Annotated in this window: 12 protein-coding genes; 11 read left to right on the top strand and 1 reads right to left on the bottom strand. The window is 67.8% G+C overall.

Annotated features, from left to right (window positions below; translation table 11 throughout):
* Positions 1–7: 7 nt before the first annotated feature.
* From coaE to OC372_RS05480, 3 genes are all read left to right on the top strand, one after another.
* Positions 8–607, top strand: coding sequence for a dephospho-CoA kinase (gene coaE / locus OC372_RS05490; RefSeq protein ID WP_105710165.1), 600 nt, complete (start codon positions 8–10; stop codon positions 605–607).
* A 78-nt stretch (positions 608–685) separates the two neighbouring features.
* Positions 686–2,758, top strand: a complete 2,073-nt coding sequence (gene uvrB / locus OC372_RS05485) for an excinuclease ABC subunit UvrB (protein WP_029261607.1) — start codon at positions 686–688, stop codon at positions 2,756–2,758.
* Positions 2,759–2,773: 15 nt separating this feature from the next.
* Entirely contained in the window at positions 2,774–3,124 is a 351-nt protein-coding gene (locus tag OC372_RS05480; protein ID WP_262001134.1) for a TfoX/Sxy family protein, read from the top strand.
* A gap of 2 nt (positions 3,125–3,126) precedes the next feature.
* On the opposite strand, the gene OC372_RS05475 is transcribed toward OC372_RS05480, so the two are convergent.
* Complete coding sequence (locus OC372_RS05475; RefSeq protein ID WP_081859978.1) at positions 3,127–3,369, bottom strand: hypothetical protein; 243 nt, start codon at positions 3,367–3,369, stop codon at positions 3,127–3,129.
* A gap of 45 nt (positions 3,370–3,414) precedes the next feature.
* Here OC372_RS05475 and OC372_RS05470 point away from each other — a divergent pair, with 45 nt between their 5' ends.
* The 8 genes from OC372_RS05470 (at position 3,415) to uvrC (ending at position 12,865) form a co-directional block, all read left to right on the top strand.
* Entirely contained in the window at positions 3,415–3,858 is a 444-nt protein-coding gene (locus tag OC372_RS05470; protein ID WP_029261609.1) for a MarR family winged helix-turn-helix transcriptional regulator, read from the top strand.
* A gap of 75 nt (positions 3,859–3,933) precedes the next feature.
* The gene (locus OC372_RS05465) at positions 3,934–4,680 is read left to right on the top strand and encodes a DUF4129 domain-containing protein (protein ID WP_262001133.1); all 747 of its coding nucleotides are present in this window, start codon (positions 3,934–3,936) and stop codon (positions 4,678–4,680) included.
* A complete protein-coding gene (locus OC372_RS05460; protein ID WP_262001132.1) occupies positions 4,677–5,192 on the top strand; it encodes a hypothetical protein in 516 nt (171 codons plus the stop codon). The genes OC372_RS05465 and OC372_RS05460 overlap by 4 nt, the downstream gene beginning before the upstream one ends.
* A complete protein-coding gene (locus OC372_RS05455; RefSeq protein ID WP_029261612.1) occupies positions 5,189–6,160 on the top strand; it encodes an AAA family ATPase in 972 nt (323 codons plus the stop codon). Before OC372_RS05460 ends, OC372_RS05455 begins: the two co-directional genes overlap by 4 nt.
* A complete protein-coding gene (locus OC372_RS05450; RefSeq protein ID WP_262001131.1) occupies positions 6,157–7,470 on the top strand; it encodes a DUF58 domain-containing protein in 1,314 nt (437 codons plus the stop codon). The genes OC372_RS05455 and OC372_RS05450 overlap by 4 nt, the downstream gene beginning before the upstream one ends.
* Positions 7,467–8,063, top strand: a complete 597-nt coding sequence (locus tag OC372_RS05445) for a hypothetical protein (RefSeq protein ID WP_262001130.1) — start codon at positions 7,467–7,469, stop codon at positions 8,061–8,063. The genes OC372_RS05450 and OC372_RS05445 overlap by 4 nt, the downstream gene beginning before the upstream one ends.
* Before the next feature lie 9 nt (positions 8,064–8,072).
* Positions 8,073–10,961, top strand: a complete 2,889-nt coding sequence (gene uvrA, locus OC372_RS05440; RefSeq protein WP_262001129.1) for an excinuclease ABC subunit UvrA — start codon at positions 8,073–8,075, stop codon at positions 10,959–10,961.
* Positions 10,961–12,865 (top strand): excinuclease ABC subunit UvrC, encoded by a 1,905-nt coding sequence (gene uvrC, locus OC372_RS05435; protein WP_029261616.1) that lies wholly within the window; start codon positions 10,961–10,963, stop codon positions 12,863–12,865. Before uvrA ends, uvrC begins: the two co-directional genes overlap by 1 nt.
* The last annotated feature ends 22 nt before the right edge of the window (positions 12,866–12,887 follow it).

The raw sequence follows: 12,887 nt of genomic DNA, 5'->3' as shown, positions 1-12,887 counted from the left end.
TGGCGACATGCCACTCATCGCGCTCACCGGCGGCATCGCCTCGGGGAAATCGACCATCGCCCGGCGACTGGCGGAGCACGGTGCGGTGATCGTCGACGCCGACCAGATCGTCCGCGACGTGCAGGCGCCGGGCTCGCCGGTGCTGGAGCGAATAGCGGAGACGTTCGGAGCATCGATGATCGACGGCGAGGGCGCGCTCGACCGCGCAGCCCTGGGTGCGAAGGTCTTCGGAGACCCCGAGCTGCTCGCTCAGCTGAACGCGATCGTGCACCCCGCCGTTCGGGAGGAGTCGCAGCGCCGATTCGATGCGGCGTTCACTACTGATGCGGATGCCGTGGTCGTCTACGACGTCCCCCTGCTGGTGGAGGCCAGAGTCGACGATCCGTGGGACCTGATCGTGGTCGCGCACGCCCCCGCGGCGGTGCGGCTCCAGCGGCTGACCGAGCTGCGGAGCATGGAAGAGAAAGCGGCGCAGGAGAGGGTGGACGCTCAGGTCTCCGACGAGAGGCGGCTCGCCATCGCGGATGTCGTGATCGACACGGCAGGAACCCTGGAGCGCACGTACGAGCAGACCGACGCGCTCTGGGGGCGGCTCCGGCAGCAGTGATCTTACCCGGGCACGTGAAGACGGCGACCATCGTTGCCTGACGGCCTCGATGTCGGAGGGGCGGCATACGCTGGAGGTATGCAACCCACGCGCAGTGTCCGCCCCTTCGAGGTCATCAGCGAGTACGCGCCCGCCGGCGACCAGCCGGCGGCGATCGCCGATCTGGCGGCGCGGATCAATGCGGGCGAGACCGACGTCGTGCTGCTCGGAGCGACGGGTACGGGAAAGTCGGCAACCACGGCCTGGCTCGTCGAGCAGGTGCAGCGGCCCACGCTCGTGCTCGCGCACAACAAGACGCTCGCGGCCCAATTGGCCAACGAATTCCGCGAGCTCATGCCGAACAACGCCGTCGAGTACTTCGTCTCGTACTACGACTACTACCAGCCGGAGGCCTACGTTCCACAGACAGACACCTTCATCGAGAAGGACTCGTCGATCAACTCCGAGGTCGAGCGGCTGCGGCATTCGACGACGAACTCGCTGCTGAGCCGTCGCGACGTGATCGTGGTCTCGACCGTCTCCTGCATCTACGGACTCGGCGCTCCCGAAGAGTATCTGCGCGCCATGGTGGCCCTGCAGGTGGGGGAGCGATACGACCGCGACGCGCTGATCCGCCAGTTCATCGCGATGCAGTACAACCGCAACGACGTCGACTTCTCGCGAGGCAACTTCCGGGTACGCGGCGACACGATCGAGATCATCCCCGTCTACGAAGAGCACGCCATCCGTATCGAGCTGTTCGGCGACGAGATCGAGGCCCTGTACTCGCTCCACCCGCTCACGGGCGAGGTGATCGAGAAACTCGACGCCGTCCCGATCTTCCCGGCGTCTCACTACGTCGCCGGCACCGATGTGATCCAGCGTTCCATCGGCACGATCGAGCACGAGCTGGAAGAGCGCCTGGCCGAGTTCGAGCGGCAGGGCAAGCTCCTCGAGGCGCAGCGTCTGCGCATGCGCACCACGTTCGATCTCGAGATGCTGCAGCAGTTGGGCTTCTGCTCGGGGATCGAGAACTACTCGCGTCACATGGACGGGCGCATGCCGGGGGAGCCGCCGCACACGCTGCTCGACTTCTTCCCCGACGACTTCCTGCTGGTCATCGACGAGTCGCACGTCACCGTGCCCCAGATCGGCGCGATGTACGAGGGAGACGCGTCCCGCAAGCGCACCCTCGTCGATCACGGTTTCCGGCTGCCGAGCGCGATGGACAACCGCCCGCTGCGATGGGACGAGTTCAAGAACCGGATCGGACAGACCGTCTATCTGTCGGCCACGCCCGGCAAATACGAGATGGGGATCGCCGACGGCATCGTCGAGCAGATCATCCGTCCCACCGGTCTGGTCGACCCGCACATCGTCGTCAAACCGTCGAAGGGGCAGATCGACGACCTGCTGGAGGAGATCCGCGTCCGCGTCGAGCGGGACGAGCGGGTTCTCGTCACGACCCTCACGAAGAAGATGGCCGAAGAGCTGACCGACTTCCTCGGGGAGCACGGTGTGCGCGTGCGCTACCTGCACTCCGATGTCGACACGCTGCGTCGTGTCGAACTCCTCAGTGAGCTGCGTGCCGGCGTGTACGACGTGCTGGTCGGCATCAACCTGCTGCGTGAAGGTCTCGATCTTCCGGAGGTCTCGCTCGTGGCGATCCTGGATGCCGACAAGGAGGGCTTCCTGCGGTCGGGGACCTCACTCATCCAGACCATCGGTCGCGCCGCCCGAAACGTCTCGGGCGAAGTGCACATGTACGCCGACAAGATGACCGACTCGATGGCGAAGGCGATCGAGGAGACGGATCGTCGCCGCGAGAAGCAGGTCGCGTACAACAAGGAGCACGGCATCGACCCGCAGCCCCTCCGCAAACGCATCGCGGACATCACCGAGGTGCTCGCCCGCGAAGGCGCAGACACGGCGGAGATGATGTCGGGCCGTGGTCGCGCATCGGGCAAGGGCAAGTCGCCGACGCCCAACCTGCGTCGCACGGGCATCGCGGCCGAGGGAGCGCAACAGCTCGAAGCCACGATCCAGGATCTATCCGACCAGATGCTTGCGGCAGCCGCGGAGTTGAAATTCGAGCTCGCCGGACGCCTGCGCGACGAGGTGCAAGACCTCAAGAAGGAGCTGCGGGCGATGGAACGCGCGGGGCACGCGTAAGGCGCGACTCGGACCATGGATGCTGCGGGGAACGAGCTGGCCGATCGGATCCGGACACTGCTGAGCGCCGACGTCGGAATCGAGGAGCGGCGGATGTTCGGAACCCGGGCTTTCCTCGACGACGGGCGCATCCTTCTCGGAGCGCGGCCGGGCGGCGTGCTTCTGGTGCGTGTCGACGACGAGAACGGAGCGGCGCTCGTGACGCGCACGGGTGTCGCCCGGGCGGTGATGGGCTCGCGCACGATGGGATCCGGATGGCTCGACGTCTCGCCCGAGGTCATCGAGGACGACGGCGGTCTGATGTTCTGGCTCGACGTCGCGCGCGAGTCCTCCGGCTCGGCGACCGATGGATCCAACCAGGACTGACCCTACGGGCAGTGCATCAGAGGCTTGGGACCCGAGCGGTCGATCTCGTGCTGCGTCATCGGGGCGCCGCACAGCGGGCACGCGCGTTCGGCGCGTTCTGCGGCGCTCGGTGGGGGAGTCTTCTCATACGGGCCGACGGAGGCAGGACCGGCGAGCCGGATGAGATTGGTGTTCACCCAGGAATAGAGGCCACCTGCTTCGCGAATGCGGGTGCGAAGGGGTGGGCGGTCCGGGTCCTGTGCCATGTTGCTTAGTGTACTAATGATTAGTGCAGATGTATAGTCGAGGTTGTGACGGCTACAGACGACCTGCTCAAGCTGGAGAACCAGCTGTGCTTCGCCCTGGTGACCGCGGCGCGCAACGTCGTCGCCCTCTACCGCCCGATCCTCGAGCCTCTGGGTCTCACGCACCCGCAGTACCTCGTGATGCTCGCCCTGTGGGAGCGGGCGCCGCGGACGCTGAACGATCTCGCTCTGGATCTCGCTCTGGAACCCGCGACGGCATCGCCCCTGGTCAAGCGGCTCGAAGCAGAAGGCCTCGTGGCCCGACAGCGAAGCAGTGAGGACGAGCGGCGTCTGGAGATCACCCTGACCGCGGCGGGCGCGGCGCTGCGCGAACGGGCTGTAGACGTTCCGCACCAGGTCATGGCGGCGGTCGGCATGGGTATCGATGAGGTCGCCGCACTCCGCGACGGCCTCGGTCCGTTCGCCGGGCGGCGTCCCGATCTCGGCTGAGTCCGACCGACTCCGCCGAGCGCGGCTCGCGTCCCGACGACGGATTCCTCGGGAGTCGCGTCCTAGGGTGGAGTCATGTCGCGCCACGAAGCCCCGGTTTCCGGGGACCGGCGCGTCGGCGGCTCGCGCGTGCTCCGGGTTCTGCTGCCTCTCGTCGCAGTCGCGGGTTTCTTCGCCGTCGTCATGTTCGTAGCAGCGGAGCAGGGCCTTCCGCAGTTCCGCCCGCTGCCGGGCGGTGGAACGGAACTCGTCGACGTCGGGACCTCCGAGCCGGCGCCCGCCGAGATGACGCCCGGGCCGATGGAACAGACCGAGGAATCGCCACTGTTCAAGGTGATCCTGGCGGTCCTCGTCGCGATCGCGGTGCTGACGCTGCTGTTCTTCGGCGCGCGCATGCTGGTCCGCTACCTGCGCGGACTCTGGCGAGATCGACCGCTCGAGAGGCGCGAGGCGGCCGCCGTCGACGCGATGAGCGTGGTCATCGCCGGGACGGATGCCGAGCCCGACGCCGCGATCATCCGAAGAGGGATCGACGAAGCGCTGCGGACGATCGATGTCGACCCGGCGCCGGGTGACAGCATCGTCGCCGCGTGGGTCGGTCTGGAGGAATCGGCGACGGATGCCGGTGCCGGTCGGGCCCCGCACGAGACGCCGTCCGAGTTCACGGTCCGGATCATCGGACGCCGCGCGGGAATCGCGGCTGATGTCGTCGCGCTGCTCGGACTGTACGAACAGGTCCGTTTCGGCGGTCTCGTCGCGGAGGAACGCGACCGCGCCACGGCAGCAGCGTGTCTACGTGGCATCCAGGCGGGGTGGCGATGAAGGGACGGCTGATTCTCCTGGGAGTCGGGGCGGCTGTCGCGGCCGTGGTCCTCGTGCTGCTCGGCGCACTCGGCGTGCCGACGCTGTTCGCCGCGTCCTGGCTGCTGATCGTGCTGACGATCGCGCTCGTGAGCCGTCAGGTCTTCTTCGACGAAGCCTCCCTCTGGCCCCCGGAGCGACGCCGACGTGCGGAGCTCGGCTCCGAGGTGTCTCGGCTCGCCTGGTCGATCAACTCGCGCACCGGTGTCGCCGGGCACGTGGTCGTCCGTCGGGTGCAGAACGTGCTGCGGCGACGACTGGCCCACCGGGGGCTCGACCTCGACGACCCCGCTCAACACGCGGCGATCGACGCGCTCCTCGGGCCGGGAGTACGTGACTCTCTGCACAATCGCGAGGTTCAGGCTGCCGATCTCGAGCGGGTCCTCGACGCGGTCGAGCGCATCACCACCGAGGTCCCCGCGAACTCAGACCCCCAGACCGCCGCGAAAGTCGGCACAGAGGAGAACCGATGAACACGGAAGACGTCACACAGATCGCCGCCCTCGGGCGTCGAGTGCGGGAGAGCGTCGGCGCAGTCGTCGTCGGCATGGACGAGCCGGTCACGATCGCCCTGGCCGCGATCTTCGCCGGTGGTCACGTGCTGTTCGAAGACGTCCCGGGACTCGGCAAGACACTCGCAGCGCGGAGCCTGGCCTCTGCGCTGGGCCTGGACTTCCGGCGCTTGCAGTGCACTCCCGACATGCTCCCCGGTGACGTCACAGGGTCGTACGTGTACGCGCCGGCGACGGGCGAGTTCCCGTTCCGGCCGGGGCCCATCTTCACCGGACTGCTGCTGGCGGACGAGATCAACCGCACCACCCCCAAGACGCAGTCGGCGATGCTCGAGGCGATGGCCGAGCGTCAGGTCACCGTCGAGGGCAACAGCTTCCCACTGCCCCGGCCGTTCCACGTCATCGCCACATCGAATCCGATCGAGTACGAGGGGACCTACGCGCTTCCCGAGGCCCAGCTCGACCGCTTCATGGTGCGACTCTCGGTCGGCTATCCAGACGCGGACGACGAGACCCGCATCATCCTGGACCGGGTGCGACGACAGTCGCCCGACGTGTCCGTCGAACCGGTCGTCGACGGCGACGGCTTGCTGGCGATCCAGCGAGCGGTGGAACGGATCCACGTCGACGCGGATGTCGCCCGCTACTGCGTCGAGCTGGTCCGCGCCACACGCGAGGCGGTGAACGTCTCGGTGGGCGCCTCTCCACGCGGCTCGCAGTCCCTGGTGCTGCTCGGACGCGCTCTCGCGGCACTGGACGGACGTGCGTATGTGCGACCGGACGACATCAAACGCATCGCGGAGCCCGTGCTCGCGCACCGCCTCACCCTCACCCCGCAGGCCTGGGCGCAGGGCGTGGATCCCCGAGCGGTCGTCGCGGCGGTCGTCGCGAAGACGTCGGTGCCGCCGACCGTCTCCGCGGTGCGATGACCGATCCGATCCGCGTCTCCGAGCGCACGACTCTCCGCTGGCGGCGGACCCCCGTCGTCGCGATCGGTGTGGCCGGGGCGGCGCTGCTCGTCGCGGCGGGGCTCGCCTTCTCGCGGCCGGACATCATCGGCATCGGCCTGCCTCTCGCGCTGACGACGGCCTGGATGCTGGTGCGCCGGCCTGCGACGGCCGATCTGCGGGTCGAACTGCGCGCGCAGGCTGGCGTGGGCGGTGAGCAGGCGGAGGCATGGGGCGACCTCGACATCCACGTCGATGCGGATTGGGTGCAGCTCGCCGTCGCGCAGGACAGGGGCCCGCAGCGACTCGCAGATGTCGGCGTCGGTCGATCCGTGGTCACCACGAGGACACGCCTTCAGCATTCCGGCCCCTTGGATCTGTTGAGCGTGACGGCGCGGTGCGTGGCGCAGGACGGCGCCTGGATCACGGAGGAGGCTCCGGCCGCCGGTATCCGGTGGAACACGCCGCCGCGCGTACTCCGGCTCGCGGGACTCCCCGTGGCACCGCGACTCACCGGGCTTCATGGCGCTCATGAGGGCGGACGCCCGGGGCAGGGTGGCGACTTCCGCGACATCCATCCGTTCGCGCCGGGTGACGAGCTGCGCCGCGTCGACTGGCGGGCCACTGCCCGGGCTGCCCAGCGGCCCGGCGAGCTCCTCGTGCGACGGAACAACACCCTGAGCGATTCGTCGGTCGTCATCGCGGTGGACACGGCAGAGGATCTCGGTGTCGTGGTCGCGGGCTGGGGCGCCGCCGACCCCGACCGGTCCGGCGTGACCTCGCTGGACCTCGCCCGAGAAGCGGCTTTGTCGATCGCGACCACGGCCGTCGGCGCGGGCGACAGGATCGCCTACCACGCGCTGTCGAGCGGCGGGCGGAGCATCCCTTCGGGCGGAGGAGCACGACACCTCGCCCGGGTGCGCGATGTCATCGCCGCGACCGGTCCGAGTACCGACGGCTCGCCCTATCGCCGATCACCCGTCGTCCCCTCCGGCTCCATCGTGTTCGTGCTCTCGACCTTCTTCGACGGGGTGGCTGCCCAGCTGGCGACCCGATGGCGAGCGTCCGGCCACGCCGTCGTCGCGGTGGACGTCCTTCCGACGCCAGACGCGTCACGCCTCACTCGGGAGCAGCACATCGCGTTGCGCACCGTCCTCGCGGAGCGCACCGACATCCTGACCGAGCTGCGCCATGCGGGCATCGAGGTGGTGTCGTGGGCGGCGCCCGACGTCGATGCCGCCATGCGATTGGCGGACCTGCGCCAGCAGCGGATGAGGGCGGTGCGACGATGAGTCGCGCGATCCGGCAGATTCAGGTGCCGGGTGCCGTACCCGGGGTCACGGTCCGGCTGCTGCTCGTCGGCGTGGTCGCGGTCGGGGCGGTGACGCTGGTCCCGTTCCCGCTCTGGCAGGCGATCGCCGTTGTCGCGGTCGTCGTCGCCGTCGTCATCCCGCGCACACTCGCGGCGTGGGCGGCTGCGGCATGCCTCCCGTTCGGGGTGATCCTCACGGAGCCGTCCCCGGGCCGGACGGCTCTTGCGCTCCTACTCGTGCACGCGATCCACGTCCTCGCCGCGCTGAGCCTGGTCGTGCCGTTGCGGTCGCGCCTCGCTCTGCGGGTGCTGGGGCCGACCCTCCTGCGTTTCGGCATCGTGCAGCTCCTGTCGCAGCCGCTGGTGTTCGCGATGTGGCTGCTAGCACCGAGCGGTGTCGACCGTGGAACGGAGTGGCTTGCGCCGGTCGCGGCCGCGGCCCTGGTCATGGGTGTGCTCCTCGCTCTGCGGGCGGCGAAACGGTCGGACGGTGAGCCGGCGCACACGGCCTCGGGCGGGGGAGAGACCGGAGTGGATGCCGGAGTCGGAGCCGATGTCCGTGGTCCCTCGTAGACTTGTTCGGTGCCCATCGTCCCCGTTGCTTCCCCAGGAAAACTCAGTGTCCGCGGTGCCCGCGTCCACAATCTCAAGAACGTCGACATCGACATCCCCCGCGACTCGCTGGTCGTGTTCACCGGCCTGTCCGGGTCGGGCAAGTCGAGTCTCGCGTTCGACACGATCTTCGCCGAGGGGCAGCGTCGCTACGTCGAATCGCTGAGCGCGTACGCGCGCCAGTTCCTCGGGCAGGTCGACCGCCCCGACGTCGATTTCATCGAGGGCCTCAGCCCGGCCGTCTCGATCGACCAGAAGTCGACCAACCGCAACCCGCGGTCCACCGTCGGCACGATCACCGAGATCTACGACTACATGCGCCTGCTCTGGGCGCGCATCGGTATCCCGCACTGTCCCGAATGCGGTGAACGCATCCAGCGTCAGACCGTGCAGCAGATCGCCGATCAGCTCATGGAACTTCCGGAGCGCACCCGCTACCAGGTCGTCGCACCGATCGTCTCCCAGAAGAAGGGCGAGTTCGTCGACCTGTTCCGCGAACTGGGTGCGAAGGGCTACTCGCGTGCCATCGTCGACGGAGATCTCGTCCAACTCGCCGAGCCGCCGACGCTCAAGAAGAGCTACAAGCACGACATCGCGGTGGTCGTCGACCGCCTCGTGGCGTCTGATGACATCCTCGGCCGCGTGACCGATTCGGTCGAGACCGCGCTCGGTCTCGCCGGCGGAGTGGTGCAGATCAACTACGTCGACGGCGAGGGCGACGACGCATGGCAGACGTTCTCCGAGAAGCTGGCCTGCCCGAACGGGCACGCGCTCACGCTCACCGAGATCGAGCCCCGCACGTTCTCGTTCAACGCGCCGTTCGGTGCGTGCCCGGCTTGCTCCGGGCTCGGCACCCGCATGTCGGTCGACGTCGACCTGATGCTGGGCGACGAAGATCTCTCGATCCGCGAGGGCGTCATCATCCCCTGGACCACTCAGGGCAAGGGCCTCTTCCAGTACTACGAGCGCCTGCTCGAGGGACTCTCCCGCGATCTGGACTTCTCGCTGGACACCCCGTGGCGCAAGCTGCACTCCGATGTGCAGAACGCGATCCTGCGCGGCGAGAACTACAAGGTGACCGTCAAGTGGAAGAACCGCTACGGACGCGAGATGCGCTACGCCTCCGGCTTCGAGGGCGTGGTCCCCTACATCGAGCGGCAGTATCTGCAGGCGGAGTCCGACAACCAGCGCAGCCGGTGGGGCGAGTACCTCCGCGAAGTGCCGTGCCCGGTCTGCGACGGCAATCGTCTGAAGCCCGAGGTGCTGGCCGTGCAGGTGCACGGACACTCCATCGCCGAAGTCTCGCACCTCAGCCTCGCCGACGCCCGCGCGTTCATGGAGACGCTCACGCTCACCGACCGTGAGGCCAAGATCGCCGCTCAGGTGCTGCGCGAGATCCGCCTGCGCCTCGACTTCCTGCTCCAGGTCGGACTCTCCTACCTCAACCTCAGCCGCTCGGCCGGATCCCTGTCCGGTGGAGAGGCGCAGCGCATCCGCCTGGCCACGCAGATCGGCTCCGGCCTCACCGGTGTCCTCTACGTGCTCGACGAGCCGTCGATCGGACTCCACCAGCGTGACAACCGGCGCCTCATCGACACGCTGCTGAAGCTGCGCGACCTCGGCAACACCCTCATCGTCGTCGAGCACGACGAGGAGACGATCGAAGCGGCCGACTGGGTGGTAGACATCGGTCCCGGCGCCGGCGTCAACGGTGGCGAGGTCGTGCATTCGGGTCCGTATTCGGCTCTGCTCGACGACAGCGACTCGATGACGGGGGAGTACCTCTCGGGTCGCCGTGAGATCCCCCTGCCGACGAAGCGCCGCAAGATCGACAAGAAGCGGATGCTGAGCGTCGTCGGCGCTCGGGCCAACAACCTCCGCAACGTCACGGCCGACTTCCCGCTGGGTGTGCTCACCGCCGTCACCGGTGTCAGCGGCTCCGGCAAGTCCTCGCTCGTGAACGACATCCTGTACCAGGTGCTCGCGTCGCGGCTGAACGGGGCTCGCACGGTCCCCGGCAAGCACACGCGTGTGACCGGACTCGACAACCTCGACAAAGTCGTCCACGTCGACCAGGCGCCGATCGGCCGCACCCCGCGGTCGAACCCCGCCACGTACACGGGTGTCTTCGATCGCATCCGCACCCTCTTCAGCGAGACACCGGAGGCGAAGGTCCGCGGCTATCAGCCCGGTCGCTTCAGCTTCAACGTCAAGGGTGGCCGCTGCGAGGCATGCTCCGGCGACGGCACGATCAAGATCGAGATGAACTTCCTGCCCGATGTCTACGTCGACTGCGAGGTCTGCCACGGCAAGCGGTACAACCGCGACACGCTGGCCGTGCACTACAAGGGCAAGAACATCGCCGAGGTGCTCGAGATGCCGATCGAGGAGGCCGCGGAGTTCTTCGAGCCGATCCAGGCGATCCACCGTTACATGAAGACGCTCGTCGACGTCGGGCTCGGCTACGTCCGACTCGGACAGTCGGCGACGACGCTCTCCGGTGGTGAAGCGCAGCGCGTCAAGCTCGCCACCGAGCTTCAGCGTCGTAGCAACGGACGCAGCATCTACGTGCTCGACGAGCCGACGACGGGTCTGCACTTCGAAGACGTCCGCAAGCTCCTCGAGGTGCTGAACGGACTGGTCGACAAGGGCAACACCGTGATCGTCATCGAGCACAACCTCGATGTGATCAAGTCGGCCGACTGGGTGATCGATCTCGGCCCCGAGGGCGGTTCCGGCGGCGGCCAGATCGTCGCCACCGGAACCCCGGAGCAGATCGCGCGCGTCGAGGCGAGCCACACCGGGCTGTTCCTCGGCGAGATCCTGGGTGAGGGGCGCGCCGCGCGGAAGGCCAGCTGATGGCCGACGTGCTGCCGTACAAGCCGCGGCCGGGGGAGATCCCGACCGATCCCGGCGTGTACCGCTTCCGTGATGCGTCCGGGCGGGTGCTTTATGTCGGCAAGGCGAAGAACCTGCGTCAGCGCCTGTCGAACTACTTCGCCCCGCTGCGTACGCTCCACGAGCGCACCCGGCGCATGGTCACGACAGCGGCATCCGTCGAATGGACGGTCGTGTCGACGGACGTCGACTCGCTGCAGCTGGAGTACATGTGGATCAAGGAGTTCGATCCGCCGTTCAACGTGCGCTACAAAGACGACAAGTCGTATCCCTTCATGGCGGTGACGCTCGCCGACGAAGCGCCCAGGGTGATCGTCACACGCAATCGCAAGATCCCCGGTGCGCGGTACTTCGGCCCGTTCCCGAAGGTGTGGGCGGTGCACGAGACCATCGATCTGATGATCAAGGCGTTCCCGATCCGCACCTGCAGCGATTCCAGCTACAAGCGCGCGATGCAGACCGGCAGGCCCTGTTTCCCCGGGCAGATCGGCAAGTGCGGCGGCCCCTGCTCTATGACGGTGAGCATCGAGGAGCACCGGGCCATGGTCGATGACTTCGTGGCGTTCATGGCCGGCGGTGATGAGCGCTTCACCCGGGAGCTCACCAAGCGGATGCTGGCTGCCTCGGCGGCGATGGACTACGAGGCGGCGGCGAAGTACCGGGACAAGCTCTCGGCGATCGAAGCAGTTCTGGGCAAGAGCGCGCTCGTGCTCCCGGCCGACGAGGACGCCGATCTCTTCGGCATCGCCGAGGATGAGCTGGCGGCAGCTGTGCAGCATTTCGTGATCCGCGGCGGCAGGGTACGCGGTGTGCGTGCGCTGACCATCGAGAAGGAGATCGACATCTCGAGTGGTGATCTCGTCGAACAGGTGCTGCAGCAGGCATACGGCGAGGCGCAGGACGTCCCTCGCCGAATCCTCGTCCCGACCCTTCCGGACGACGCTGCCGAGCTCGAAGTCTGGCTGCGCGAACGTCGCGGCAAGAAAGTCGAGATCGCGGTCGCGCAGCGCGGGCAGCGGGCAGACCTCATGCGCACCGCGACGTTGAACGCGCAGCAGGCGTTGATCCGCTACAAGACCCGGCGCACGAGCGACTACGTCGCCCGCACGCAGGCGCTCACCGACCTGCAGGAGGCTCTCGGGATGTCCGAGGCCCCGCTGCGCATCGAGTGCTTCGACATCTCGCACCTCGGCGGAACGAACGTCGTGGCATCGATGGTCGTGTTCGAGGACGGTCTTCCCCGCAAGGACCAGTACCGCTCCTTCAACATCGCCGAGACGACGGATGACACCGACTCGATGTACCAGGTGCTTCGTCGTCGGCTCGCCTACCTCGATCGTCCCGAGGAACCGGAGGTCATCGATCCGACGACCGAGGCAGTCGTCGGAGAAGACGTGGGAGAGGCGACCGCGCGGCGAAAGCCGCGATTCGCCTACCCGCCGCAGCTCCTGCTCGTCGATGGTGGGCAACCGCAGGTGGAAGCAGCGGCCCGGGCCCTCCGTGACGCCGGGCACACCGAGATCGCGGTCTGCGGAATCGCGAAGCGTTTGGAGGAAGTGTGGCTCCCGGGTGACGATTTCCCGGTGATCCTGCCGCGTACCAGCGAGGCGCTCTATCTGCTGCAGCGTCTTCGTGACGAGGCGCACCGCTTCGCGATCACGCACCAGCGCAAGCGACGGCGCAACGACATCTCCTCCGTGCTCGCCGAGGTGCCGGGGCTCGGGGCATCCCGCATCAAGGTGCTGCTCAAGCACTTCGGCTCGGTGACGGCGCTGCGCGCAGCCGAACCGGGACAGATCGAAGAAGTGCAGGGAATCGGGCCCGTGCTCGCCCAGAACATCCATTCGCACCTGTCCACTCGCTAGGCTGGAGGCCGAGGGGGAGAGG

Origin of the sequence: Microbacterium sp. Mcb102 (assembly GCF_024519805.1) — a bacterium.
Classification (GTDB): Bacteria; Actinomycetota; Actinomycetes; order Actinomycetales; family Microbacteriaceae; genus Microbacterium.
Note: the sequence above shows the minus strand (reverse complement) of the source record. Positions and strands in the feature narration are given on the sequence as shown.

Bases quoted from the DNA above. Each gene is read 5' to 3' on its own strand.
- coaE (WP_105710165.1), top strand. From the start codon at position 8: ATGCCACTCATCGCGCTCACCGGCGGCATCGCCTCGGGGAAATCGACC.
- uvrB (WP_029261607.1), top strand. From the start codon at position 686: ATGCAACCCACGCGCAGTGTCCGCCCCTTCGAGGTCATCAGCGAGTAC.
- OC372_RS05480 (WP_262001134.1), top strand. From the start codon at position 2,774: ATGGATGCTGCGGGGAACGAGCTGGCCGATCGGATCCGGACACTGCTG.
- OC372_RS05475 (WP_081859978.1), bottom strand. From the start codon at position 3,369: ATGGCACAGGACCCGGACCGCCCACCCCTTCGCACCCGCATTCGCGAA.
- OC372_RS05465 (WP_262001133.1), top strand. From the start codon at position 3,934: ATGTCGCGCCACGAAGCCCCGGTTTCCGGGGACCGGCGCGTCGGCGGC.
- OC372_RS05460 (WP_262001132.1), top strand. From the start codon at position 4,677: ATGAAGGGACGGCTGATTCTCCTGGGAGTCGGGGCGGCTGTCGCGGCC.
- OC372_RS05455 (WP_029261612.1), top strand. From the start codon at position 5,189: ATGAACACGGAAGACGTCACACAGATCGCCGCCCTCGGGCGTCGAGTG.
- OC372_RS05450 (WP_262001131.1), top strand. From the start codon at position 6,157: ATGACCGATCCGATCCGCGTCTCCGAGCGCACGACTCTCCGCTGGCGG.
- OC372_RS05445 (WP_262001130.1), top strand. From the start codon at position 7,467: ATGAGTCGCGCGATCCGGCAGATTCAGGTGCCGGGTGCCGTACCCGGG.
- uvrC (WP_029261616.1), top strand. From the start codon at position 10,961: ATGGCCGACGTGCTGCCGTACAAGCCGCGGCCGGGGGAGATCCCGACC.